Here is a 24,096-nt window from a genome sequence, read left to right as displayed (position 1 = left end):
CAGTTACGGAATTCGCATTTGAACCGGCCCGATCTCTCGCTCGTCCAGCCCCGAAAGACGGCGCGTCAGGCCCGGTCCATCGCCACGACCGAGGCGATCCAGCAGGCGACGATTCAGGTTTTGCTGGCAGAGGGCGTGGGACGGCTGACCACCACGCGCGTGGCGGAACGGGCGGGAGTCTCCGTGGGAACCCTCTACCAGTACTTCCCGCACAAACAGGCCCTGCTGTTCGGCGTCGTCGAGCGCCAGATCGGTCTGATCGAGAAAGCCATGCGCGCGGCCTGCGAGCGACTGACGGGCTGTGACCTGGCGATGATCGCGGAAGGTCTCTCCACGGCCTGGCTGGACGCCAAGACGGCCGACACCATCGCCTCGCGCGCCATCTACGGCATCGCCGCCGAGTTCGATCTGTCGAGCCACATGGGACGGGCGGCGACCTTGATGAGAAACTCGTTCGAAGTCCTTCTGGCCAGCGCGCCCGGTGTCCGGTTCCGCGATCCGCCTGCCGCCGCCTTCATGCTGGCGGCTCTGCTCGGCGGAAGCGTCCGCATGGTGATGGAAGCGGACCCGTCCAGCGACAGCCTGGATCGTTTGCGCAGCGAACTGCCCCGGGCTTGCTATGCCTACCTGTGCTCGGCGAGTGCCCCCGCCTAGACGATTGAGTTGGCGCAGCAGGCGTCGGTGGAACTGCGGAGGGTGTCGACGAACCGCTCTTCGACTGGCTCGTCGACACCGCCCCGCAGATCAGCTTTCGCTTCGAACCTGCCGGGGTCCCGGGATCGTCAGACCTTCAGGCCGCCGTCGATGTAAAGCTCGACGCCGTGGATGTAGCTGGCTTGATCGCTGGCGAAGAAGGCGACGACCATGGCGACCTCCTCGGGCGATCCGATTCGTTTGAGCGGGCTGCGCTCCGCGAGAGCCTGGGCGCGCCTCTCGTCGGTCTCGGCTTCCATCGCCTTGCGCAGCGACGGGGTGTCGATCGCTCCGGGACTGAGGGTGTTGATGCGGATGCCGCGCCCCGCCAGATCCTTGATCCAGGTCGTGGTGAAGGCGCGCAGACCGGCCTTGGCGGCCCCATAGACGCTCATGGTCTGCGGCGCGTCATAGGAGGCGGTCGCCCCCCTCAGGAGCACAGAGGCGCCCTCTTTCAGAAGCGGCAGGGCTGTCTGCACGGTGTTGAGGACGCCGCGTAGATTGGCCCCGATCACGGTCTCGAACTTCTCGTCCGCGATCTCGCCCAGCGGCGCGTTGGCGCCGACGGCGGCGTTGGCGACGACGATGTCGAGCCGGCCGAAGCGCGCCTCGATGGTCCGAACGATCGCCTCCATGTCCTCGCGGCGCGACACGTCGCGACCTCGCTGCGCGCCAGACAGGCCGGCCAGGCGAAGTTCTCCTTGCCGAAATTGGCGACGTAGACGGTCACGGCGAGACGGGTTTCACGCGCCCGGATGATCTTGGCTCCGGTCTTGGAATCCGCCAGCCGCAGGAGGCCCTGCTCGCGGTCGATCTCCGACCACCGCAGCCGCGCGATCTCGTTCTTGCGCGCGCCGGTCAGGGCGAGAAGCCGGATGATGTCGAGGTGACGCGGATCGCCGCCGTCCGTCTCCATCTGCGTCAGGACATCACCCAGGCGCGCGAGTTCGGCCTGCGAGAGAAAACGGTCCCGGCGGCGGGCCGCCGCGTGGATGCCGCCGCGGGTATGGGGTGTCGCCTCGCCGCGGATGTGGCCAAGGTCCACATCGACCATCAATCGCTCGATATCCCTGCGAGTTATGTCGGTGATTTTCATTCGGCCGAGGCGCGGCTTGATGTGGCGCGCGATCCGGATCTTATCGATTTGAAGTGTCGAGGCTTTTTTCAGCGCCGTGCCCTCCGCCGTGTAGAGATCGCAGAGACCGGCCATGGTCAGCTCCTCTCGACGCTCGAATTTGGTCAGCTGGGGGTCACCACCTGAGGCGACTTGAGCGAGGACCGCGGCGGCCCTTTCCCGCGCCTCCTCGGCGGTAACCACCCTGTGTCGAGCGATCTGCAGCAGCCGATCCGCGCCGCCGATCATGCGGTATGGGACGACGTAGGTCTTGGTGTCCGTCGCGGCGACACGGACGCCAAACCCTTTCAGCTGGGTATCCCAGACGGTGTAGCGGGCGCCTTCCGGCGTCAGAGCACCGATGACGCGCTTGGTGATTTTTGCGGACCTCGGGTTCGGGGCCATGCTCGTCCTCCTCGCGACCCTCGAGCCGCGTTTCTGGTCCCGTTTTTGGTCACCACATGGTCACCAGACGGGAGGATTTCGGAGGATAATCGAGAAATCAGCGGGAAAAGAACGACCCCCGAATCTGCCCACCACAAGGGCGTTTGAGCAGCTTCCGGCAATCGAAAAGAACCCTAAGGTTCGAGTTCGATGTCCCAGTAGAGGTAGTCGAGCCAGCTCTGGTGCAGGTAGTGGGGCGGGAAGCGGCGGCCGGCGTCCTGAAGCTGCCAGGCGTTGGGGCGATAGGGTTCGCGGCGGACGGGCATCATGGCCTGGCGAGGGGTGCGGCCGCCCTTGGTCAGGTTGCACGGCCCGCAGGCGGCGACGATGTTCTCCCAGGTCGTGCGTCCGCCCTGGGACCGGGGAATGACGTGATCGAAGGTCAGTTCGGTCGATTCCCCGCAGTACTGGCAGGCGAAGCCGTCGCGCAGGAAGACGTTGAAGCGGGTGAAGGCGGGGCTGCGGTCCTGGTCGACATAGCTCTTCAGCGCGATCACGCTGGGCAACTGCATCTCCATCGACGGAGAACGGACGACCTTGTCGTACAGCGACACGACCTCGACGCGGTCCTGATAGACCGCCTTGACCGCCTCCTCCCACGGCCAGAGCGACAGCGGATAGTAGGACAGCGGCCGAAAATCGGCGTTGAGCACCAGGGCGGGCCAGCCCGAAGGCGGTCGATGGAGAACCTGCATCAGGCCCTCCCGTCCACGGCGGGGGGTATCGAGGCGACAGGACTGAAGACGCGTCTCCTTCCCTAGTCTGGCCCGAAAAGCCTACGCCTGATTCGAAGACGCCGCCATGACGAAGACGCGAAGATTGCGCCTCAGGCGCGCGGCCCGGAGGGAAAGCCCGGCAGGGTCCAACCCCAGCGCAGCGCGGCCGCGCGCAGGGCGAAACCCAGCGCCAGGGCCACGGCCGCGGCCGGCCAGCGTTCCGCCTCCAGCCCGCGCAGGATGACATAGACCGTCGCCGACAGGATGGCGGCGGAAACGGCGATCTCGCGGCGCAGCAGGATGGACGGCTGTCCGGCCAGAAGATCGCGGATGACGCCGCCGAAGCAGGCCGTCAGCGTGCCCATGACAATGCAGATCAGCGGCGAGGCGCCGGCCGCCATCGCCTTGGCCGCGCCCATCACGCCATAGGCCGCCAGACCGACCGCATCGAGCCACAGCAGGGCCCGGAATCGCCAGTCGCGCCAGCCCAGCAGCCAGATGCCGACCGCCGCGGCCAGACAGACGGCGACATAGCGCCAGTCCTGAACCCAGAAGACCGGCAGACCCAGCAGCAGATCGCGCAGGGTGCCGCCGCCGACCCCGGTGATGGCGGCGAAGAAGGCGAAGGTCACCAGATCGTGTTTCTCGCGCGCGGCGGCCAGGGCGCCGGTGGCGGCGAAGACGGCCACGCCCGCGAAATCCAGGGCGGTCAGCACCGTCTGCGGATTGCGGATGGTCTCGCCGATGACGGGGTCGATCGGGGTCACAGGGTCAGGTCCTCCAGCGCGATCTCGCCGCGCCTGACCCCGCCATACCATCCCCACAGCAGATGCGCCGCCACCCCGCGCCAGGGTCGCCAGATGTCGGCGCGGGCGTAGGCCTCCTTCTCGCGCGGGCGCAGTTCGGCCCGGTCGGCCCAGCGCATGGCCTCCTGCAAGGCCACGTCGCCGCCGGGAAAGACATCCAGCCGTCCCTCGCAGAACATCAGATAGGTTTCGGCCGTCCATTTGCCGACGCCCTTGATCGCGGTCAGGGCGGCGATGGCCGCTTCGTCCGACAGCGTCTGCATATGCTCCAGATCGATGCGCCCCTCGATCTGCGCCAGGGCGATTTCGCGCCCGTAACGCGCCTTGTGACCCGACAGGCCGAAGGTCCGCAGCGTCTCGACGTCACGGCCCAGCACCGCCTCGGCCGTCACCGCTCCGCCCAGCCCCTCTACCGTCCGCGCCCAGATGGACGCTGCGGCCGCGACCGAGACCTGCTGCTCCACGATCATGCGGAACAGGCCTTCATAGCCGCCAGGCCGCAGGCGCCACTCGAACGTCGGCGTCTGCGCGTGCGCGCGCGCCAGGGCCGGGTCGGCTGCGGCCAGGCTGTCGCGCGCGGCGGCGATCTGGGCAGGTGTGGGAGCGACGGCCATGCCCCAGCTTAGGCGCCGACGCGGCGCGAGCAAGCCGGGGCTGCTGCACGGGGCCGGAAACCGCTAGAACAAGCTCGATGCTCGTCACCCGCTTCGCCCCCTCCCCCACCGGCCGCCTTCACAAGGGGCACGCCTTCTCGGCCCTGACGGCCTGGACGGCGGCGCGCGACGCGGGCGGGAGGTTTCTGCTGAGGATCGAAGACATCGACCCGACACGCTGCCGCCCGGAGTACGAGACGGCGATCCTGGAGGACCTGGCCTGGCTGGGCCTGGACTGGGACGGACCGGTGCGGCGCCAGTCGGATCACCGGGCCGACTACGCCGCCGTGCTGGCGAATCTGGACGAGCGAGGTCTGCTCTATCGCTGTTTTCGCACGCGCAAGGACATCTTGAACGCCATCGGGGACGCGCCGCACGGACCGATGGAGGCCGCCCGGCCGGGTCCTCATCCGGCCGACGACGAGGCGCGACGGCTGGACCAGGGCCAGGCCTTCGCCTGGCGCCTGTCGCTGAATCGGGCGCGCGCGGCCCTGAGCGAGGCGACCTGGAACGGCTTGGCCTTCGACGAGGAAGGGCGCGGTCCCGAGGGCCAGCACGGCGTCGTGCCGGTGCGACCCGAGGCCGCCGGGGATGTCGTCCTGGCGCGCAAGGACGCCGGTGTCGCCTATCATCTGGCCGTGACCCACGATGACGCCCTGCAGGGCGTGACCCATGTCGTGCGGGGCCAGGACCTGTTCGAGGCCACCCACGTGCAGCGGTTGATCCAGACGCTGATGGGTTGGCCCGCGCCGATTTATCGCCACCACCGACTGCTGACCGGGCCGGACGGGCGCCGCTACGCCAAGCGTGATCGTTCCGTGACCCTGGCCGAGCTGCGCGCCCAGGGCGTGACAGCCCAGGCCCTTCGCGCCGAACTGGGGTTCAGCTCCGTCGGCTGAAGATGCGCGAGGCGCCGTAGCCGGTCAGGGCCGCCAGGATCACGCACAGAACGCCATAGAGCCAGGGCCGGCGATGGGCGAATTCGTAGATGTCGCGTTCCAGCCCGACCTTCTCGACCGTCAGGGTCAGGTTGGAGACCGAGCGCGGCTCCCCGCCTTGGAACAGCCAGACCTCGGCGTAATATTTGCCGGTCGGCGCCACTGTCGGGAGGTCGACCTCGGCGCGGAACAGGCCCCGATCGACGAACTGCACCCCCTCTGGCGCGGTGGCGTAGAGCTGGGCGGCCTCCTTCAGGCGGATCACCGCGCGACGCCAGTCCAGATAGTCCTCGCCCAGCCGGCTGACCACGACGTCGCGCACGCCGTAGCGGGTGACGGTGCGGCTCTCCTCGGGCGCGTCGATGCGCAGGTGGTCGACGCCGACGCCCAGCCGGCGCAACTGGCCGAAGTCGGCGATGTCGCTGAGCGGCCGGGTGGAGGCGGTCATGTAGAAGCCCGGCGCCCCCTCGAACAGCACCGGCCGGCTGTTCAGCCAGACACCCATGTTGCGGGTCTTTCGGACCAGGCGCACCGGCGCCTCGGGCCCGCGCACGACCACGACCACGTCGGCGGGATCGTCGGTCGGGTTGAAGACGGCCCCGTAGAGGACGATTGAAGCCCCCTGGAAACCCGAATCGACATGGACCTGGGCGTCGGTCAGGGCGGCGGCGACGCGCAGGTCGCCGGTCGTAGCCTCTGACCGATCCGGGGCGGGCGCCTCGATCGCGGGGGGCGGCGGGGGCAGGGTCTGGATCACGCCCGGCCTCCCATCAGTCCGCAATCCCGGGGGCGATCATGAAGATGTCGGCCGGCCGCACGAACAGCTCCAGCCCCATCTGCATCCCCACCAACAGCACGATCAGCCCCAGCGCCGCCCGCAACTCCTCGGCGCGGAAGCGGCCGGCGAAGCGCGCGCCGATCTGGGCCCCGACGACGCCGCCCAGCAGCAGGATGGTCGACAGGACGATGTCCACGGTCTGGTTGCGACCGGCCTGGAGAATGGTGGTGATGGCGGTGGTGATGATGATCTGGAACAGGCTGGTGCCGACCACCGCGCCCGCCTTCATCCGCAGCACATAGAGCATGGCCGGGACCAGGATGAAGCCGCCGCCGACCCCCATGATGGCCGACAGCACGCCGGCGAAGACGCCCAGGCCGAACGGGGGAATGGCGCTGATGTAGAGGCCGGACTTGGGAAAGCGCATCCGCAGGGGCAGACCGTACAGCCACATCGGGCGGCGGCGATCCTTGCGCGGCGCCGGCAGGCCGCGACGACGGCGCAGGATCTCGCTGAGGCTCTCGTACAGCATCAAAGAGCCGATGGCGCCCAGAAACACCAGGTAGGACAGCGCCACCACCAGGTCGGCCTGGCCCAGCAGGCGCAGGTAACGGAACAGCTCGACCCCCAGAAGGGCGCCCACGGCCCCGCCGCCGGCCATCACCGTTCCCATGCGAAAATCGACGGCGCCCTGGCCCGAATAGCGGATCACGCCGGAAGTGGAAGAGGCCACGACGTGGCTGGCCTGGCTGGCGACCGCGACCGTCGGCGGGATGCCCAGGAAGACCAGGATCGGCGCCATCAGAAAACCGCCGCCGATGCCGAACAGGCCGGACACGAATCCGACCACCGCCCCCAGAATGACCAGGGTCGGCCAGTTCACCGAAACCTCGGCGATCGGCAGATAGATATCCAAAGGACGCGCCTTCGGCTGGAACGAACGGATAGGCGCCGGGCGGCGACGGGTGGGTCTTAGCGGCCCGGACGGCGGATCGCCACCCGAGGGCGAAGAAAGATCAGCCGGTCGTCGCGGATGCGTCGCCGGCGGCCTGAACCGCGGCCTGGGTCCCACTCTGGGCGACGAAGGCATCGGCGGCGGCGCGGGCGGCGCGCTGGGCCGTGGCGCTGGCCGTTGGCCGCATCCGGGTCACCGCTTCCTGCGCCTGCTGGTCGCCGCCGCGCGCGGCGATCATGTACCATTTCAGCGCCTCGGTGGCGTTCGGCGCGATGCCCTCGTCGCCGTTCTCGTAGAGGCGCGCGACATTGTACTGACTGTCGATCAGGCCGTGTTCGGCGGCGCGTTGCAGCCAGGTCAGGGCCTCGGCGCGGTTCCGCTCTCCGCCGACGCCGTCGTACAGCTCCATCGCATAGACGTGCATGCCGCGCGCGTCGCCGCCCTCGGCCGCGCGGCGCGCCCAGCGGCGGCTTTCGGCCAGGTCGATCGGCGCCCCGCCCTCGCCGTTCTGGTACAGCGAGGCCAGATGGGCCTGGGCCGGGGCGTGGCCCAGGTTGGCGGCGCGCTTCAACGTTTCCAGACCGGCCGGCTCGCCCGCGTCGATCTGGGCCAGCGCCTGGTCGTAGGCGGCCGCGCCCTCGTCGGCCTGAATCTTCGGCGCGGTCGGGGTCAGGGCCATGGCGATCGGCGCCGGCTCCTGGCGGGCGCCGCCGAAGCCGGGCAGATCCAGGTCCAGGCCGCCGTCGTTCATCAGGGCCACATAGCCATAGCCGCCGCCCACCAGGGCCATGGCCGTAGCCGACGCCAGGAAGGTCTTCTTGACGGTCGAGCCGTCCTTGGCCGCCTGCTTGTCCAGCCGTTCCTGCAGCTTGGACTTGCCGCCGCGCCGGGGTTTCAGGCCGAAGCCCTTGCGGGGGGCCTGCTCCGGCTCGGCCGGTTCGGTCATGGCGGCGCGGGCCGCGTCGATGGCGCTGCGGGTGGACGAGGCCCGGCCGGCGGCGGCCGCGGCGCCCATGCTGGCGCGGATGCGGCGCGGGTCGATGAAGTCGGTCTCGCCGGCGTAGGCGTCGTCGTCGGCGCCGAAGGCCTCGTCGGCGGTGGTCACAACGCCGTCGTTCTGGCGAACCGCCTGGGCGGGGGCCGTGGCCGCCAGGGCGTCGTCGACGTCGGCGCCGCCGAAGCCGCCGAACGGACCGAAGGCCTGCACGGCCGGCGCCGACGCAGGCTCCGGCTCGGCGACGGATTCGGGCTCGCCCTCCGACGCGGGTTCGGAGGTCAGGACGGTTTCGACCGGGTCCGCCTCGTCGTCGGCGGACGCCTCCGGGGTCGCCGGGAAGGGCGTCGCCCCGGCCGCTTCTGGCGCAACCGGATCGTCGGACCACAAGCCGGCGTCGAAGGATTCGTCGGGGAAGGCGGCGGCGCGCCAATCGGCCTGAACCCGCTCCTCATGGACGCGTTCGGGAGCGGCCCGATCGCGCGAGGGCGAGCGCGCCGCCATGCTGTCGCGCGCCTCGGCCAGCAGACGCGCCGTGCGCTCCTCGCTGAGCCGCATCCGTTCGGCCAGTTCGCCCGAAGCACGGTCGTAGCGCTGCTCGATCCGCTCCGAGCTTTCGGCCAGCCGGCGGCCGATGTCTTCCAACGCCTGGGCCGAACGGCGCTCGGACTGGGTGATGCGTTCGCTCAGCCGGTCGGAGATGCGCGCGATCTCGCCGCCCAGCTTTTCCAGCGCCAGGGCGTGGCGGTCGTCGGCGGCGGTCAGGCGCTGTTCGATCCGTTCGGACTGACGCGCGAAATCATGATCCAGACGCGCGGCCTGGTCCTCGAACCGCTTGGACAGACCGGCCGAGACGGCGCGCGCGACGGTCTCGGTGCGCTCGGCGTCGCCGCCCTCCATCGCCCGCATTCGGCTGTTCAGATTCTCGGCGATGCGCAGGACCTCGCGGCCCATCGCCTCCATCGCCTGGACGCCCTTCTGTTCGGAGGTCTTCAGCTGCTCGCCGATCGACTGGACCGCGCGCTCGATGCGCTCCATGCGGCCTTCGGTCTCGGCCGTGTCGAGCCGCCGCATCATTTCGGCGCGGTTGGCGTCGACCTGGCGCGACAGGGTCTCGGCCAGCTTCTCGAACCGGGCCGCCTCGCGCGCGCCCTCGGGTTCGATCCGGCCTTCCGCGACGCGCATTCGCTGGTCCAGTTCGGCGAAGGAGCGTTCCAGCGCCTTCAGGGCCTCGCTGGTGCGCCCCTGCGCCTGATCCAGCCGGGCGCCGACCTGAGCCAGCAGGTCCGAGCCCACACCCGGGCCGGCGGACTTCTCAACCGCGTCCATGCGTTGGCGCAGTTCGTTGACGCCCGCCCGCTGGCGCTCCTCGATGTCGTAGAGACGGCCCGCCAGGGTGCCCAGCGACGTCTCGACCTTGCCGAACGCCTCCTGTGACTGCGGCCCGACCTCCTGCTCGAAGCGACGCAGGCGGCGATGGCCCTCCTTCAACTCCTCGGAAATGTCATCGACGCGACGGGCATAGCTCTTGGCCGTGGTGTCCTGGCCGTCCAGACGGCGCACCAGGCCGGCGACGGCCTGGTCGACGCCCTGGATGGCGACAGTCGAGCGGCGCTCGGCCGCCTCCAGCCGCGCGGCGATGGCGTCGACCGAGGCGGACAGGCGGTGAAAGGCGTCCTCCGGCGCGCCATAGGCGTCGTCCAGCCGACGCGAGCGGCTGCGGCGTTCGTAGGGTTCGGGGACATAGGGCCGGCGCGCCAACGGCACCACGCCGTCGTCGTCCTCCTCCTCCATGATCATGGAATTCAGCCATTCGCCCAGCGTCAGGCCCGAGCGCCGCGCCAGGTCCTTGGCGACCTCGCGCGCCTTGGGGTCGATGCCCTTTACGCTCCACGGCGCCGCTGCGCTCACTGATTCGCCTCCCGACCTTCGCGAAGCAGGCTATAACGACCACATCAAGGGTGTAAACGGCCTGTTAACCGCAATATCTAGCGTGAGTCCGCCACGGCTGTGGACAGTCCGCCAGAAGCCCGGAAACTGGGGCGGTCGTGGTTAAGGAGTGGTGAAGATTAACGCTTCGGCAAGGGTTCGACTTGCCAAGCCTGATCGGCTCGGTCACCTGCGCGGACATGGACCTGAGCACCACCCTGATCCTGCTGGCCGCCGCCCTGGCGATGACCGTCTTCGCCGGCTGGCGGGGCGCCCGGCCGCCCGATCCGTGGAAGGGGCCGCGCCTGATTCCGTGGCGCTTCCTCATGATCGGGGCCGCCGCCCTGGCCCTGCTGCTGCTGGTGCACCTGGCCACGCTGTTCGGGGCGGCGCGCACGCCGTGGATCCCCGGTGCCTGACCGGAACCCGCCCGCCCGTGATCGGTTGATCCCGCACACCCGATCACAGGAGACGATCATGTCGGACAAGCTGACGCCGCAAGAGGCGGAAAAGGAATTCTGGAAGAGCCTGAAGGAGTCGAACACCGGCATGCTGGGCCTCGACCAGCCGGGCTATCACCACCAGCCCATGACCGGCTTCGGAGAGCCTGAGAACGGGACCATCTGGTTCTTCACCCGCGACGACACCGACTTCGCCCGCGACGTGGCCGTCGGCGCCCAGAACGGCATGTTCTGCTATCAAGCGAAGGATCAGAAGGTGCAGGCCTGCATCCACGGCGTGCTGGCCATCGATCACGACCGCGAGCGGATCGATCGCTATTGGAACCCGGTCGTCGCGGCCTGGTATCCCGACGGCAAGGACGACCCGCACCTGACCCTGATCCGCTTCGAGGCCGACGACGGCCGGGTCTGGGTGTCTGACAAGGGCGCGCTGGGCTTCGGCTATGAAGTGCTCAAGGCGAACCTGACCAAGTCAGTCCCTGACGCCGGCGGCGTGTCGGACGTGAACCTGCAATAGGATGGCCGGGGGCGACGCCGCGGCGTCGCCCTTTTTCCCATCAGCCCGCAAAGCACCAGGCCAAAACGGCCTTCTGGGCGTGAATGCGGTTTTCAGCCTCGTCCCAGATCAGGGAGCGGGGGCCGTCGATCACCGCGTCGGCGACCTCTTCCCCCCGGTGGGCGGGCAGGCAGTGCAAAAAGACCGCGTCGGCGTTCGCCTGGTCCATCAGGGCCTGATCGACGGTGTAGGATTCAAACGCCGCCAGCCGCGCCTCATAGTCCTGGTCACCCATCGAGACCCAGGTGTCGGTGACGACCACATCGGCGCCCTTCACCGCGTCGCGCGGGTCGCTGGTCAGGGTGACGGCGTCGCCGCCCTTGGCCAGGTCGCGCAGGTCGGGGTGGTATTCCGCCGGGCAGGCCACGTTCAGATGGAAGCCGAACTTGGGCGCCGCATGCATGAAGCTGTGGCAGACGTTGTTGCCGTCGCCGATCCAGGCGATGGTCTTGCCCGCCACCGGACCCCGATGCTCCTCGATCGTCAGCAGGTCGGCCAGAATCTGGCACGGGTGGCTGCGATCGGTCAGGCCGTTGACGACCGGCACTGTCGAGACGCGGGCGAAACGCTCGACATCCTCATGGTCGTTGGCGCGGATCATGACCGCATCGACCATGCGCGACAGGACCTTGGCGGTGTCCTCGACCGGCTCGCCCCGGCCCAGTTGCATATCCGACGCGGTGGCGATGATGGACGCGCCGCCCAGTTGGCGGATCGCCGCGTCGAAGCTGAAGCGGGTGCGGGTCGAGTTCTTCTCGAAGATCATGGCCAGCACGCGATCCCTGGCCGGGGCGTCGGCGTCCGCGCGCCCCTTGGGCCAGCCCTTGCGCGCCCGTTTGCGGGCGTGGGCGTCATCCAGGATGGCGCGCAGATCGGCTGCGTCCAGCCGGTGGATGTCGAGGAAGTGGCGGGTCATTCTCTACTCCGCTCATCCCCGCGAAAGCGGGGACCCAGTGATTTGGCGCAGAGGCGCCGGATGGGTGTCGATCCACTGATCCCGATCCTTCGCTTGGAAGGACTGGGTCCCCGCTTTCGCGGGGACGAGCGGAAATGAAAATCAGGCGGCGAGTTTCTCGCGGGCGGCCTTGCAGGCGCCCTCGAACTTCTCGACGGCCTCGCGGGCTTCTTCCAGCGTCAGGTTCAGGGGCGGCAGCAGGCGCACGCAGTTGTCGCCGCCGCCGGCGATCAGCAGGTTTTGCGTGTCGCGCGCCAGGGCCATGAACTCGCGATTGTTCGGGACCAGCTTGACCCCGATCAGCAGCCCCTTGCCGCGCACGTCCACGATCACGTCGGGATAGCGCTCCTGCAGGCCCGCCAGCTGCTGCTTCAGATAGCCGGCGATCTCGTTGACGTTGCTCAGCGTCTGCGGGCTGTTGATCAGAGACAGCGCCCTCAGGCCCACCGCCATCGCCAGCGGATTGCCGCCGAAGGTGGAGCCGTGGACGCCGACGGTCATGCCCTTGGCCGCCTCTGCGGTGGCCAGGCAGGCGCCGATGGGGAAGCCGCCGCCCAGGGCCTTGGCCACGGCCATGATGTCCGGCGCCATGCCGGCCCACTCATGCGCCCACAGCTTGCCGGTCCGGCCCATGCCGCACTGGACCTCGTCGAAAATGATCAGCACGCCGTTGTCGTCGGCCATCTGGCGCATCCAGCGCAGGTCTTCGACCGGCGTCTCGCGGCAGCCGCCCTCGCCCTGCACGGGCTCCAGGATGATCGCCGCGGTGGTCGGGTTTTCGAAGGCGGCTTTCAGCGCGTCCTTGTCGCCCCACTTCAACTGGTGGAAGCCCTGCATCGGCGGACCGAAGCCCTCGGTGTAGCTGGGGTTGGCGGCCGCGTTGATGGCGCCGTAGGTCCGGCCGTGGAACGAGCCGTCGAAGCCGTAGATGTCGATCCGCTCAGGGCTTCCGTTGGCGACGTGATACTTGCGCGCCGTCTTCAAGGCGCACTCCACCGCCTCCGTCCCCGAGTTGGTGAAGAAAACCACGTCGGCGAAGCTGGAGGCCGTCAGGGCGTCGGCCAGGGCCTCCTGGCCCGGAATGCGGAAGATGTTGGACACGTGCCACAGCTTCTCGGCCTGATCCTTGACCGCCTGGACCAGTTCGGGATGGGCGTGACCCAGGCCGTTGGTGGAGATGCCGGCGACGCAATCCAGGTATTCGGTCCCGTCGGTCGACCACAGACGCGCGCCTCGCCCGCGATCCACCTCCAGCGGCGCGCGGTTATAGACACCCATCAGATGTTCGGTGGACACGGGACTTCACCTCCAAAAGCGAGACGGCCCCGGCGCGGGCGCGACGGAGCCGGATTGACAAGGACAGGCGTTGTCGGACGCGCGACGCCCTTAGTCAACACCGCCCCGACGGCGGCGAACCGCGCGGCCGATCACTGAGGTTGGGCGGCTTCGTCCTCGACCTCGGCGGGATCGTCGGCGTCGGCGGCCGGCTCCGTCTCAGGCGGCGGCGCCATTTCCGCCAGACGCGCGTCCAGCTTCAGCGCCAGGTCGGCGACGAACAGGCCGAAACGGGCCACGTCCTGGCCGTTCAGGCGCTCGATCTTGTCCTCGGCGGAGTGGATGCGCTGGAACACGGGCGGCACGAAGCCCTCGCGCAGGCCGTTGTCCTCGCCGCCGTTGAACGCCAACCACATCTGGTGAGCGCCGATCGCGTCCTGCGTCCCCAAGGAGACGACGGGCACGCCGGCGGCGGAGAAGACGCGGTCGTCGCTGGGCGGATAGATCGGATAACCCATGCAGTCGAAGCCGCGCTCCGCGCACAGGGCGCGCAGGGTCGCAAGCACGAAGTCGGACTGGTCGCCGTTGTTCTCGCCGTACATGACGGTGCGGCCATAGGCGGCCACGTCGGCGTTGACGACGGCGGCGATGCGGTCCTTGCCGTGGCTTTCCAAAAAGGCTTTGGCGCCGACAAGTCCCAGTTCTTCCTGATCGGTGAAGACGAAGACGAAGCGGTGTCTGACCGGCTGGCCCTCCAGCCCCATCTCCAGGATCTTGGCCGCCTCCATCATCGCCATGACCGAGCCGACGTTGTCGACGATCCCCTGGGACATCGAGCCGTCGCGCAGCTTCACCGCGTCGTAGTGCGCCGTCAGGACGATGTCGCGTTGGCCCTCGCCGACCGTGACGACGACGTTGGCGCCCTCCATCGGGCCGGTGCGGTCGTTGCCGCCCTCGAAAGTCTGGACGTCCGGGGTGAAGCCCAGGCGGGTCAGGAAGCCGACCAGGACCTCGGTCCGTTCGGCGTTGGTCGGCTTGACGAACTGGGCGGCGCCGGCGGCGATGTCCGGGCGCTCGCGCAGCTCGGGCGGGGCCTCCTGAGCCAGAACGGGGCCAGCGGTCATCAGGGCCGCGACGGCGACGAGCGAACGGAACGACATGGCGAAAACCCCAGGCGAGACGAGGCCGCCTTGGTAGCCGCCTAGCTCTTCAGACGCCAGCCCGAGCGGAATACCAGCCAGCAGATCGCACCCATGGCCGCCATCAAGGCCGCCGAGCCGATCACGCCCACGGCGAGATTGCTCTCGGCATGACCGATGAAGCCGTAGCGGAAGCCGTCGATCAGATAGAAGAAGGGGTTGTAGTGGCTGATCGTGCGGAACGGCTCGGGCAGGTTGTCGACCAGATAGAAGGTGCCCGACAGGAAGGTCATCGGCATGACGATGAAGTTCTGCACCGCCGCCAGGTGGTCGAACTTCTCGCTCCACAGGCCGGCCAGGACGCCGATCATCCCCATGATGAAGCTGGCGGCCAGGGCGAACCAGACGACGGCGGCCAGGTTGGCGATCGTCAGAGGGGCGAAGGGCAGGACGCAGATCGCCGTCACCAGGCCCACCGCCAAGCCCCGCGTCGCCGCGCCCAGGGTGAAGCCCAGAGTCAACTCCAGCGGGCTGAGCGGCGGGGTCAGGAAGTCGGTGGCCGTGCCCATGATCTTGGCCTGGATCAGGCTGGACGAGGCGTTGGCGAAGGCGTTGTTCAGCATGGCCATCATGATCAGGCCGGGCGCGACGAACAGGGCGAAGGGCGTGCCGTGCAGCGGCGGCCGAGCGTTCTGCAACGCCACCACGAAGACCAGCATGTAGAGCAGGGTCGTCACCACCGGCGCGGCCACGGTCTGCGCGCCCACCTTCCAGAACCGGCGCACCTCGCGCAGATAGAGGGTGCGCACCCCGATCCAGTTGATCCCCGGATAGCGCCGGGGCTGCGGCAGGCCGGAAGGACGGGTCGAGAGCAGATCGGTCATGCGTCGCCAGATGCGCTTTGAGGCTTGGCTGCGCAAGGGCGGGCTTGGGGCTTCGGCGGACTTCCCAAGAAGCCGCCTGGGCGGCTGCCTGCCGCCATTCCAAGTCCTCCTGGGCGTTAACCCCGAAACCGATTCAACATCTGGTTTCTGTGGACAGCGCGATTCGCACATATTGCGTCTCTTAACGGCTGGTTTACGATTAGTTGTAGGTCAAGGCCCAGAGGGGGACCCTGGCCGCTACATCTTGAATCCATTTCGCCGGAGGGTGGCATGACCGCAGGCTGGACCGAGGATCGCGTAGGCGCGCTGAAGAAGCTCTGGCTCGAGGGCCAGTCGGCCAGCCAGATCGCCAAGCAGTTGGGCGGCGGCGTCACCCGCAACGCCGTGATCGGCAAGGTGCACCGCCTGGGCCTATCGGGCCGGGCCGCGCCGTCGCAGCCGGCGCGCACCGCCGCTGCGACCTTCCGCACCGCCCGGCCGCGTCCGGCCGCGCCGGCGCCCGCACAGCCTTCGGCGCCGCGTCGCCTGGAGGCGGTGCAGGCCAAGCCGGTGCAGCCGGCCGCACCGGTCCCCGCGCCGATCCCGGACCTGCCGGGCACGGCCACGGTCATGACCCTGGGCGCCCACATGTGCAAATGGCCGATCGGCGATCCGTCGTCGCGCGAGTTCAGCTTCTGCGGCCGCCGCGCCTCGGAAGGCGTCTATTGCGTCGAGCACGCCCGCGTCGCCTACCAGCCGCAGACCAAGCGCGGCGGCAAGGACGGCGCCAGCGACCTGGCCCGCAGCCTGCGTAGGTATATTTAAGGGGCGCTATCGCTCGCGAAGCGCCCGGCCGCCGCGCGGGCGGCGATGGCGCAAGAACAATGGGGGTCATGCCCCTGTCACAGATGCTCCCTATGGAGCCGACCTCCCCCTCGCCGGCCCGCGCAAGCGGCCGGCGAGATTTCAGGGGGCGGGGCTGCGGTTCATCCGGGTTGACGCAGCCCCGACCTGCTCTCGATCAGTTCAGCACCCGTCGCGCGTCGGGCGTGTCCAGCGAGAACGCCGGGATCGCCGCTTCGAAGCCGCGCCCCTCCGCATCCGTCATATAGTAGGCCCCGACCATGGAACCGGTCGACGTTCCCAGCGGGCATCCCGAGGCGTAGGCGTAGCTGTCGCCCGGCGCGATGACCGGTTGTTCGCCGACCACGCCGGGGCCACGCACTTCCTCCACATGGCCGTGGCCGTCGGTGATGACCCAGCGGCGCGCCATCAACTGAACCGGCCCGCCCGTCAGGTTGACGATCTCGACCTGATAGGCCCAGACCCATCGCCCGCCCTCGGGATCGGACTGGCCGGCCAGATAGCTGGGCCGCACCCGAACAAGGACGCCGTTGGTCTCGGCGGTATAGGCAGGCCCGTCGTGCATGGGCTATATGCTCGCCCCGCCGCGCGCGGGCCGCAAGCGTGACTTGGAGACAAGCCGCGAAAACCGTGTGAGACAGACGGCATGACCTTCCAGACGCCCCGCCCCGGCATCCTGCCCGCCCAGTCGATCGAGACCCTGATCGCCACGGGCGCGATCACGTCGGACACGCCGTTCGACGCCGATCAGGTTCAGCCCGCCAGCCTGGACCTGCGTCTGTCCGACCGCGCCTGGCGGGTGCGCGCCTCCTTCCTGCCCGGCCAGCGCAAGGTCGAGGAGCGGATCGCCGACGTGGCCATGCACGCCATCGACATCACTGGCGCCGGCGTGGTGCTGGAGAAGGGCTGCGTCTACATCGCCCGCCTGCAGGAGCGGCTGAGCCTGCCCAAGGGTTTGATCGCGCGCGCCAATCCCAAGAGTTCGACCGGCCGGGTCGACGTCTTCGTGCGCCTGCTGACCGATCGCGGCGCCAGTTTCGACGACGTGGACGAGGGCTATGACGGCCCGCTCTATCTGGAGATCGCGCCCCAGACCTTCTCCATCCTGGTGCGGCCGGGCACGCGGTTGAACCAGCTGCGCCTGAAGGCCGGCGAACCGCCCAAGCTGGAGACGCGCAGCGTCGGCGTCGATCTGCAGGGCGGCGAGATCGTGGGTTTCCGCGGCCGTCGCCACGCAGGGGTGGTCGATCTGGACCACATCGACGGCCACGATCCGCGCGACTTCTGGGAGCCGCTGTCCCTGCGGCGCGGCGAGCTGCTGCTGGATCCGGGCGAGTTCTACATCCTGGCCTCGTCCGACGATGTGGAGATCCCCGTGGACCAGGCCGCCGAGATGACCCCCATCGATCCGTCGGTCGGCGAGTTCCGCGTCCACTACGCCGGCTTCTTCGATCCCGGCTTCGGCACCGACGAGGCGCATGGCGCGGGATCCAAGGGCGTTCTGGAAGTGCGCACCCACGACACGCCCTTCCTGCTGGAACACCGCCAGATCGTCGCCCGCCTGGTCTATGAGCCGCTGACCGAACGACCCAGCCGCCTGTATGGCGAAAGCGGCAGCCACTACCAGAGCCAGGGGCTGAAGCTGTCGAAGCACTTCCGGCCGTGGTGACGGGCGTGAATGGTGAACCGTGATTCGTGACTGGTGAACCTGCAACTCACGAGTCACGACTCACCGACCTCAGGTCAGCCGATCCGCCTTCCTTAGGCCGGGGAACATCGCCGCCCAGGCTCCGGTGGCGGCCAATGCGCCGAAGCCGCCGAAGACCGCCGCGCCGACCGCGCCCAGCAGCCGCACCACGACGCCGGAATAGGCCTCGCCCAATTCGTTGGAGGCCCCGATGAACAGCATCGACACCGACGACACTCGTCCGCGCATGTGATCGGGCGTGGCCAGCTGGATCAGGGTCTGGCGCACATTGACCGAGATCATGTCCGCCGCCCCGCCGATCAGCAGCGCCAGGCCGCTGAGCCAGACGATCTTGGACAGGCCGAAGGTCAGGGTGCACAGGCCGAACAGGGCCACGGCCGAAAACATCCACCGCCCGCCGTTCCGCCGGATGGGAAAGCGGCTGAGATAGACCGCCATGCCCAGGGCGCCCACGCCGAAGGCCGCACGCAACAGACCGAACCCCTCGGCGCCGACGTGCAGGATGTCACGCGCGAAAATCGGCGTCAGCAGGGCCACCCCCGCCAGCAGCACCACCACCAGATCCAGCGAGATGGCGCCCAGCACGATCTTGGTCTTCCAGACATAGGCCAACCCCTCCTTGACCGAGTCCACCGCCGACAGACGGTGCTCGACCGGGGCGGGCCGGCCGCTGGTGCGGATCAGGACGAAGGCGGCGACCGCCAGCAGGAACATCCCCAGCGCCACCGCATAGGCCAGCGGCACGCTGCGGCCGACGATCACGCCACCCAGGGCCGGGCCGGCGATGGCGCCCGTCTGGAAGGCGATGGACTGGGCCGCGATCGCAGGCGGCAAGGCCTTGCGCCCCACCACCATCGGCAGGAAGGCCTGGCTGGCCGGCGCCAGGAACGCCCGCGCGGCGCCGAACAGGGCGGCGACCGCCAACAGCCCCCACAGGGGCGGCGAACCGTGCAGCGCCATGGCCAGGAAGGACCCCGCGCAGGCCGCCTCGATCAGGATGGATATCCAGACGGTCGTCTTGCGATCGCGCCGGTCCGCCATCGCGCCGGCCGGCAGGGTGAAGGCCAGCAGCGGCAGGAACTGACATAGCCCGACCAGGCCCAGATACAGGCTGGCCTGCTCGATCGGATGATCCCGCCGCGCGATCTCATAGACCTGCCACAGCAGGGCCGACGACTGGATCTGGATGGCCAGCACGGCCACGACCCGTCCGAACCATAACAGGCGGAAATCGCGGATTCCCCAAGGACTGGACGGGCCTTCGGGCGGCGCGGGCGGAGCAGGCGGCGTCGGCGCGCCGGTGTCGAGGGATTCGGTCGTCACGTTCTTCGCGGATACTTCGGATAGGGCGTCCCATCCCGGTGGAAATAGCGGTCCGCGCCCTCGGGCAGGACCATGTCGATGTCGGGATAGTCGCAGGGCGTCACGGTCGGGCTGCGTGTGCCGACCTCCAGCAGAACCGCCTCATGGTCGGATCGGTTCTCGATCTTGTGGCCATTGGCGACGCCGGCCTTGAAGCCCGCGCAGTCGCCGGCGCGCAGCACGGTCTCTCCGTCTTCCTCGACCAGCACCACCTCGCCCTCGACCACCCAGACGAACTCGTCTTCGGCGGCGTGCCAGTGGCGCTGGCTGGACCAGGCGCCGGCGGGCAGGCGCAGCAGGTTGACGCCGAACTGGTCCAAGCCCGCCGCATCGCCCAGCTTCCAGCGGCGACGCGGCTTGCAGGGGCCGGCGAATTCCTCGGGATAGGTCGTGCCGTCGCCGCGCGGGGCGGTCTCGATGTCGATCCTGGGCATGGGCTTCTCGCGGGTGCGGTATGCTCCTAAAGCATAGCCGCATGAGCCGTGCATCAATTCCCGTGATCGATCCTGTCGAACTGACCCGCGACCTGATCCGCATTCCCTCGGTCACCCCCGCCGACGAGGGCGCGATGGACGTGCTGGAGCGGCGACTGACGACGCTGGGCTTCACCTGCCGGCGGCTGGCCTTCGAAGGGCCGGGCGGGACCGGCGACCATGCGCGGATCGAGAACCTGTACGCCCGGCGCGGGACCGCCGCCCCCAACCTGTGCTTCGCCGGCCATACGGACGTCGTGCCGGCCGGTCCGTCCGATCAGTGGTCGTCCCAACCGTTCGAGGCCGAGGTGCGCGACGGCGTGCTGTATGGCCGGGGCGCGGTGGACATGAAGGGCGGGATCGCCGCCTGGGTCGCGGCCGTGTCGCGCGTGCTGGCCGAGGGCGAGGTCCCCGGCAGCCTGTCCTTCCTGATCACCGGCGACGAGGAAGGCCCGGCCCTGCACGGCACCAAGCGCGTGGTCGAGGCCCTGGCCGCCGAGGGCGAGGTCATCGACGCCTGCGTGGTGGGCGAACCGTCGTCGTCCCAGCAGCTGGGCGACATGATCAAGGTCGGGCGGCGCGGATCGCTGAACAGCTGGATCACCGTCCACGGCAAGCAGGGCCACGTCGCCTATCCCGAACGTGCGGCCAATCCGGCGCCAGTGATCGCCCGGCTGATGACCCGGCTGAACGACCATGTGCTTGACGACGGCTATGAAGGGTTTCCCCCGTCGAACCTGGAGATCACCACCATCGACGTCGGCAATCCGGCCACCAACATCATCCCGGCCCAGGCGCGCGCGCGGCTGAACATCCGCTTCAACCCCAGCCACACGGGCGACGCGCTGATCGACTGGCTGAACCGCGAGGCCGGCGCCGTCCAGGCCGAGACCGGACTGCGCATCGAGCTGGAGCATCTGTGTTCGGGAAACGCCTTCCTGACCGAGCCAGGCCCCTTCGTCGAGGCGGTGCAGGACGCGGTCGAGGCCGTGCTGGGCCGCCGCCCCGAAGCCTCGACCACCGGCGGCACCTCCGACGCACGCTTCATCCGCGCCTTGTGCCCGGTTCTGGAACTGGGCCTGGTCGGCCAGACCATGCACCAGATCGACGAGCGCGTGCCGGTGGCCGAGCTGGAGGCCCTGACGGCGGTGTATCGACGGGTGATCGAGACGGTGTTCGAGCGGTTGTGACGCTCGGATGAAATTTCGCCGTTCGGCGGAGCGGTGCGTTCAGGCGCGCTTGTGCGGCCGAGCGCGAACGGCGATCCTCGGTCCATGGCCGGCAATGATTTCAAGAGCACCAGCACCGAATGGCGCGACGTCGTCCTGGTGTGCCGCAAATGCTCCAAGAAGCTGGACGGCGGGTTCGGCCCCGGCGGCGACCTGACCCTCAAGAAGGCGCTGCGGAAATATTTCCACCTGAAGAAGGGCAATAAGGGACGCAAGGGCGACCTGATCGTCACCGGCGTCGACTGTTTCGACGTCTGTCCCAAGGGGGCCGTGATCGCGGTGAACGCCGCCCGGCCCAAGCAGCTGCTGATCGTGCCGGCGGGCGCCGATCTGCTGGAGGTCAAGGCGCGGCTGGGCCTGCAGGACCACCGCCGGGTGCGCGCCCCGTTGGTCCCGGTCGAGGATTGAGCGACGCCGGCCGGCGACGCGACGCCTTCCTTCCGGCCGAAACCCGTGCCAGACGGACCAGATGGACGACACTCGCATCGAAAAGCGCATCGGCGTGCAGGCGGATTCCGAGCGCATCTGGGACCTGATCGCGGATCTGGACGCCTGGGCCCGCTGGAACCCGCACGACCGGGATGTGGACGGCGCCATCGCCTTCGGCGGCCGGCTGCATATGACGGAGACCTGGCCCGGCATGGAGGATCGGCGCGCCACCGGCCAGGTGGCCGAATGGCAGCCGCTGGCCCGACTGGTCTGGGCCGAAAAGCGCGGTTTCCTGTTCCGCACCCTGCGCTACATCGAGATCGAGGAGCTGGAGCGGGGCAGCTGCATCCTGGCTTCCGGCGTGCTGTTTTCGGGCCTTCGAGCCGAGCTTCACATGGACAAACATCGCAGCGCCCTTCGACGCGGCCACGCGGCGATCGTCGAAGGCCTGAAGGCGGCGGCCGAGGCCTAACCCGCGCCGCTGGCGGCGGCCGAGGCCTTCATCGTGTCCATGATGTTGATGATCGCCGGCCCCAGGATGACCACGAACAGCACCGGCAGGAAGAAGACGATCATCGGCACGGTCAGCTGGGCCGGCAGGGCCGCGGCCTTCTTCTCGGCCGCCGACAGGCGCAGCTCGCGGTTTTCCTTGGCCATGACCCGCAGGGCCGAGGCCAGGGGCGTGCCGTAGGTTTCCGCCTGCGTCATGGCCGTCGCCACCGCCTTGACGCCGGGATGGTTGTTGCGCCGGCCCAGGTTGTCATAGGCCATGCGGCGATCCGGCAGATAGCTGAGTTCGGCCGCCAGCAGCGACAACTCCTCGGCCAGTTCGATGGAGGAGCCCCCGATTTCGGCGCTGACCTTCTGGATCGCCGCCTCGATCGACATCCCAGACTCCACGCAGATCAGCAGCAGGTCCAGCGCGTCCGGAAACGCCTGCATGATCGAGGTGCGGCGCTTGGAGATCAGGTTCGACAGATAGATGTTGGGCGCATAGAAGCCCGCCACCGCCGCCGCCATGCTGGCCGTCACGCGCATCATCACCGGCAGGCCGAAGTCGTTGACGACAAACAGATAGAAGGCCGTCAGCGCCATGAAGACGAACGGCGTGGCGAAGCGGAAGAAGTAGAAGGCCGTCACGGGCCGGGGGCCGCGAAAGCCCGCCTGGGCCATCTGGTCGACGACCTTGGGGTCTTCCAGCAGCTTGGTCAGGTTCAGCCGCTCGACCACGCGCTTCTTGAAGCCTTCGTCGGTCTGGCGCAGGCCGCCCGATCCCTGGGGTCCGCCCTGGATGGCGGCGCGCGAGCGACGGCGCAGTTCGTCGCGCCGTTCCGACACCGCCTTCATCCGCTTGTTCAGGTCGGCCTGCCCCACCACGGTCGACAGCAGGGTCAGGACCGTGGCGAACACCGCGATCCCGACGCCCATGCTGAGCAGGTTGCGCGGGTCGGTCAGGAAGATGAGGATGCCGTTCATCGCCCTGCCCTAGAACTTGAAGTTGATCATCTTCTTCATGGCGAGCACGCCGAACGTCATCCAGACGCCCGCCACCAGAAGCATGACCTGACCGCGCATGTCGGTGAACAGCAGCCCCATGTAGGCCGGAGCCGTCAGGCTGACCAAGGCCATGACCACGGGCGGCAGCGAGCCGATGATGCCCGCCGAGGCGATGGCCTCGGACGACAGGGCCTTGATCTTCTCGGCCATCAGCCGGCGCGAGCGCAGCACGGTCGACAGGTTGCCCAGCGCCTCGGCCAAGTTGCCGCCCGTCTTCTGCTGGATGGCGATGACGATGGTGAAGAAACGCAGTTCCGAGGTCGGCATCCGGCCGTGCATCTTGTCCAGCGCCTGCTCCAGCGTCATGCCGACGCCCAGACCCTCGACCAGCCTCTGGAACTCCGGTCCCAGCGGCGCGGGGCTCTCGCGGGCGATGATCTTGAAGCATTCGTGGACCGGCAGGCCCGATTTGATGCCGCGCACGATGACGTCGACCGCGTTGGGGAACTCCAGCGAGAACTTCTTCATCCGCTTCTTGCCCAGGAAGCCGACGACCCAGCGCGGCAGGCCCAGGGCGAAGACGATCGCCGCGCCCAGGGCCACGAAGGGATGAAGGCCCGCGACCAGGGCGACCGGCAAGGCGATCAAGCCCAGGACGGCCGAAACGATGTAGAAGGTGCGCGGACCGATCGACAGGCCGGCGGCGGCCAGGCGCGAGGACAGGGTCTTGCGCGCCTTGCGCCCCTGCTTCTCGGCCTCCTGCAACTGCAGCATGATCTGCTTGCGGCGGGCCTCGGGCGTGTTGGCTGCGGCCGCCTTGCGGGCCGTGGCCTGGGCCGCCTTCTTGCCCGCGCCCATGGCCTGGGCGCGTTTGACCGCCTGGGCGCCGGAATCGTCGCCGCCGACCAGCACCCAGCCGACGCTGGCGATGGTGATGAAGGCCAGGACGGCGGCGAGGATCGGCAGCATGGGCCCTACTCCGCCGCGTCCAGCGCGTCGGCCAGCTCGCGCTCCAGCCCATAGTAGCGGGCGCGGTCCCAGAAGCGGGGCCGGGCGATGCCGGTCGAGCGGTGACGGCCGACCACGCGGCCGTGCTCGTCCTCGCCCGTGATGTCGTAGACGAACAGGTCCTGGGTCACGATCACGTCGCCTTCCAGCCCGACCACCTCGGTTATGTGGGTGATGCGGCGCGAACCGTCGCGCAGGCGCGCGGCCTGAACGATGACGTCGATCGAGCCGACGATCATCTCGCGGATGGTCTTGGA

At 68.9% G+C, this 24,096-nt stretch carries 26 protein-coding genes and 1 pseudogene; 9 read left to right on the top strand and 18 right to left on the bottom strand.

The genetic code is table 11. The features are described 5' to 3' along the window. Positions 1-18: 18 nt before the first annotated feature. Positions 19-654 (top strand): TetR/AcrR family transcriptional regulator, encoded by a 636-nt coding sequence (locus B2U11_RS12070; protein ID WP_292071995.1) that lies wholly within the window; start codon positions 19-21, stop codon positions 652-654. 128 nt (positions 655-782) lie between these two features. Here the strand turns inward: B2U11_RS12070 and B2U11_RS12065 are convergent, their stop codons facing one another. The 5 genes from B2U11_RS12065 to B2U11_RS12045 all read right to left on the bottom strand — a co-directional run bounded on the left by B2U11_RS12065 (position 783) and on the right by B2U11_RS12045 (position 4,387). After that, positions 783-1,319, bottom strand: coding sequence for an SDR family NAD(P)-dependent oxidoreductase (locus B2U11_RS12065; protein WP_292072033.1), 537 nt, complete (start codon positions 1,317-1,319; stop codon positions 783-785). Continuing rightward, a complete protein-coding gene (locus tag B2U11_RS12060) occupies positions 1,205-2,212 on the bottom strand; it encodes an integrase arm-type DNA-binding domain-containing protein (protein ID WP_292071993.1) in 1,008 nt (335 codons plus the stop codon). The genes B2U11_RS12065 and B2U11_RS12060 overlap by 115 nt, the downstream gene beginning before the upstream one ends. A gap of 173 nt (positions 2,213-2,385) precedes the next feature. Further along, the gene (locus B2U11_RS12055) at positions 2,386-2,946 is read right to left on the bottom strand and encodes an HNH endonuclease (RefSeq protein WP_249749588.1); all 561 of its coding nucleotides are present in this window, start codon (positions 2,944-2,946) and stop codon (positions 2,386-2,388) included. Positions 2,947-3,077: 131 nt separating this feature from the next. Beyond that, complete coding sequence (locus B2U11_RS12050) at positions 3,078-3,734, bottom strand: trimeric intracellular cation channel family protein (protein WP_414632960.1); 657 nt, start codon at positions 3,732-3,734, stop codon at positions 3,078-3,080. After that, positions 3,731-4,387, bottom strand: a complete 657-nt coding sequence (locus tag B2U11_RS12045; RefSeq protein ID WP_292071992.1) for a DNA-3-methyladenine glycosylase family protein — start codon at positions 4,385-4,387, stop codon at positions 3,731-3,733. The genes B2U11_RS12050 and B2U11_RS12045 overlap by 4 nt, the downstream gene beginning before the upstream one ends. A gap of 77 nt (positions 4,388-4,464) precedes the next feature. Here B2U11_RS12045 and gluQRS point away from each other — a divergent pair, with 77 nt between their 5' ends. Next, the gene (gene gluQRS, locus B2U11_RS12040) at positions 4,465-5,325 is read left to right on the top strand and encodes a tRNA glutamyl-Q(34) synthetase GluQRS (RefSeq protein ID WP_292071990.1); all 861 of its coding nucleotides are present in this window, start codon (positions 4,465-4,467) and stop codon (positions 5,323-5,325) included. On the opposite strand, the gene B2U11_RS12035 is transcribed toward gluQRS, so the two are convergent. The 3 genes from B2U11_RS12035 to B2U11_RS12025 all read right to left on the bottom strand — a co-directional run bounded on the left by B2U11_RS12035 (position 5,309) and on the right by B2U11_RS12025 (position 10,002). Further along, positions 5,309-6,121 (bottom strand): TIGR02186 family protein, encoded by an 813-nt coding sequence (locus tag B2U11_RS12035; RefSeq protein WP_292071988.1) that lies wholly within the window; start codon positions 6,119-6,121, stop codon positions 5,309-5,311. The genes gluQRS and B2U11_RS12035 overlap by 17 nt on opposite strands. Positions 6,122-6,134: 13 nt before the next feature. Beyond that, complete coding sequence (locus tag B2U11_RS12030; RefSeq protein ID WP_292071986.1) at positions 6,135-7,058, bottom strand: sulfite exporter TauE/SafE family protein; 924 nt, start codon at positions 7,056-7,058, stop codon at positions 6,135-6,137. A gap of 100 nt (positions 7,059-7,158) precedes the next feature. Then, a complete protein-coding gene (locus B2U11_RS12025; protein ID WP_292071984.1) occupies positions 7,159-10,002 on the bottom strand; it encodes an SEL1-like repeat protein in 2,844 nt (947 codons plus the stop codon). Between the two features lie 182 nt (positions 10,003-10,184). Between B2U11_RS12025 and B2U11_RS12020 the strand changes: the two genes are divergently transcribed. Beyond that, positions 10,185-10,439: a hypothetical protein gene (locus tag B2U11_RS12020; RefSeq protein ID WP_414632959.1), complete on the top strand. Its 255-nt coding sequence runs from the start codon at positions 10,185-10,187 to the stop codon at positions 10,437-10,439. A gap of 58 nt (positions 10,440-10,497) precedes the next feature. After that, the gene (locus B2U11_RS12015; protein WP_292071982.1) at positions 10,498-10,998 is read left to right on the top strand and encodes a pyridoxamine 5'-phosphate oxidase family protein; all 501 of its coding nucleotides are present in this window, start codon (positions 10,498-10,500) and stop codon (positions 10,996-10,998) included. Between the two features lie 40 nt (positions 10,999-11,038). Here the strand turns inward: B2U11_RS12015 and argF are convergent, their stop codons facing one another. The 4 genes from argF to B2U11_RS11995 all read right to left on the bottom strand — a co-directional run bounded on the left by argF (position 11,039) and on the right by B2U11_RS11995 (position 15,290). Beyond that, positions 11,039-11,953: an ornithine carbamoyltransferase gene (gene argF, locus B2U11_RS12010; RefSeq protein WP_292071980.1), complete on the bottom strand. Its 915-nt coding sequence runs from the start codon at positions 11,951-11,953 to the stop codon at positions 11,039-11,041. A gap of 141 nt (positions 11,954-12,094) precedes the next feature. After that, positions 12,095-13,288: an aspartate aminotransferase family protein gene (locus B2U11_RS12005; RefSeq protein ID WP_292071978.1), complete on the bottom strand. Its 1,194-nt coding sequence runs from the start codon at positions 13,286-13,288 to the stop codon at positions 12,095-12,097. 131 nt (positions 13,289-13,419) lie between these two features. Further along, positions 13,420-14,427, bottom strand: coding sequence for a M28 family metallopeptidase (locus tag B2U11_RS12000; RefSeq protein WP_292071976.1), 1,008 nt, complete (start codon positions 14,425-14,427; stop codon positions 13,420-13,422). 41 nt (positions 14,428-14,468) lie between these two features. Then, positions 14,469-15,290, bottom strand: coding sequence for an ABC transporter permease (locus B2U11_RS11995; protein WP_201216811.1), 822 nt, complete (start codon positions 15,288-15,290; stop codon positions 14,469-14,471). Positions 15,291-15,560: 270 nt separating this feature from the next. On the opposite strand from B2U11_RS11995, the gene B2U11_RS11990 reads away from it, so the two are divergent. Beyond that, positions 15,561-16,094: a GcrA family cell cycle regulator gene (locus tag B2U11_RS11990; RefSeq protein ID WP_292071972.1), complete on the top strand. Its 534-nt coding sequence runs from the start codon at positions 15,561-15,563 to the stop codon at positions 16,092-16,094. A gap of 196 nt (positions 16,095-16,290) precedes the next feature. On the opposite strand, the gene apaG is transcribed toward B2U11_RS11990, so the two are convergent. Continuing rightward, on the bottom strand, positions 16,291-16,698 hold the full coding sequence (gene apaG / locus B2U11_RS11985) for a Co2+/Mg2+ efflux protein ApaG (RefSeq protein ID WP_292071970.1): 408 nt from the start codon (positions 16,696-16,698) through the stop codon (positions 16,291-16,293). Between the two features lie 81 nt (positions 16,699-16,779). On the opposite strand from apaG, the gene B2U11_RS11980 reads away from it, so the two are divergent. Continuing rightward, a complete protein-coding gene (locus B2U11_RS11980; protein ID WP_292071968.1) occupies positions 16,780-17,802 on the top strand; it encodes a 2'-deoxycytidine 5'-triphosphate deaminase in 1,023 nt (340 codons plus the stop codon). Positions 17,803-17,871: 69 nt separating this feature from the next. On the opposite strand, the gene B2U11_RS11975 is transcribed toward B2U11_RS11980, so the two are convergent. After that, positions 17,872-19,164, bottom strand: coding sequence for an MFS transporter (locus tag B2U11_RS11975; RefSeq protein WP_292071967.1), 1,293 nt, complete (start codon positions 19,162-19,164; stop codon positions 17,872-17,874). Next, positions 19,161-19,637: a cupin domain-containing protein gene (locus tag B2U11_RS11970; RefSeq protein ID WP_292071965.1), complete on the bottom strand. Its 477-nt coding sequence runs from the start codon at positions 19,635-19,637 to the stop codon at positions 19,161-19,163. The genes B2U11_RS11975 and B2U11_RS11970 overlap by 4 nt, the downstream gene beginning before the upstream one ends. A gap of 41 nt (positions 19,638-19,678) precedes the next feature. On the opposite strand from B2U11_RS11970, the gene dapE reads away from it, so the two are divergent. The 3 genes from dapE (at position 19,679) to B2U11_RS11955 (ending at position 21,806) form a co-directional block, all read left to right on the top strand. Next, on the top strand, positions 19,679-20,866 hold the full coding sequence (gene dapE / locus B2U11_RS11965) for a succinyl-diaminopimelate desuccinylase (RefSeq protein WP_292071964.1): 1,188 nt from the start codon (positions 19,679-19,681) through the stop codon (positions 20,864-20,866). Between the two features lie 84 nt (positions 20,867-20,950). Next, entirely contained in the window at positions 20,951-21,313 is a 363-nt protein-coding gene (locus B2U11_RS11960) for a hypothetical protein (protein WP_292071962.1), read from the top strand. Positions 21,314-21,374: 61 nt separating this feature from the next. Beyond that, positions 21,375-21,806 carry an SRPBCC domain-containing protein gene (locus B2U11_RS11955; protein WP_292071960.1) on the top strand — a complete coding sequence of 144 codons (432 nt, stop codon included), beginning with the start codon at positions 21,375-21,377 and terminating at the stop codon, positions 21,804-21,806. Here B2U11_RS11955 and B2U11_RS11950 read toward each other — a convergent pair. The 3 genes and pseudogenes from B2U11_RS11950 to B2U11_RS11940 form a co-directional block, all read right to left on the bottom strand. Continuing rightward, positions 21,803-22,810 (bottom strand): type II secretion system F family protein, encoded by a 1,008-nt coding sequence (locus B2U11_RS11950; protein ID WP_201217269.1) that lies wholly within the window; start codon positions 22,808-22,810, stop codon positions 21,803-21,805. The two genes, B2U11_RS11955 and B2U11_RS11950, sit on opposite strands and share 4 nt — an antisense overlap. A 9-nt stretch (positions 22,811-22,819) precedes the next feature. Then, entirely contained in the window at positions 22,820-23,800 is a 981-nt protein-coding gene (locus B2U11_RS11945) for a type II secretion system F family protein (RefSeq protein WP_292071957.1), read from the bottom strand. A 5-nt stretch (positions 23,801-23,805) separates the two neighbouring features. Further along, a pseudogene (locus B2U11_RS11940) lies at positions 23,806-24,096 on the bottom strand (CpaF family protein); the annotation flags it as partial.

This window comes from Brevundimonas sp. UBA7534, from assembly GCF_002479325.1.
Taxonomy (GTDB): domain Bacteria; phylum Pseudomonadota; class Alphaproteobacteria; order Caulobacterales; family Caulobacteraceae; genus Brevundimonas.
This window is presented reverse-complemented; position numbering and strand designations above follow the sequence as displayed.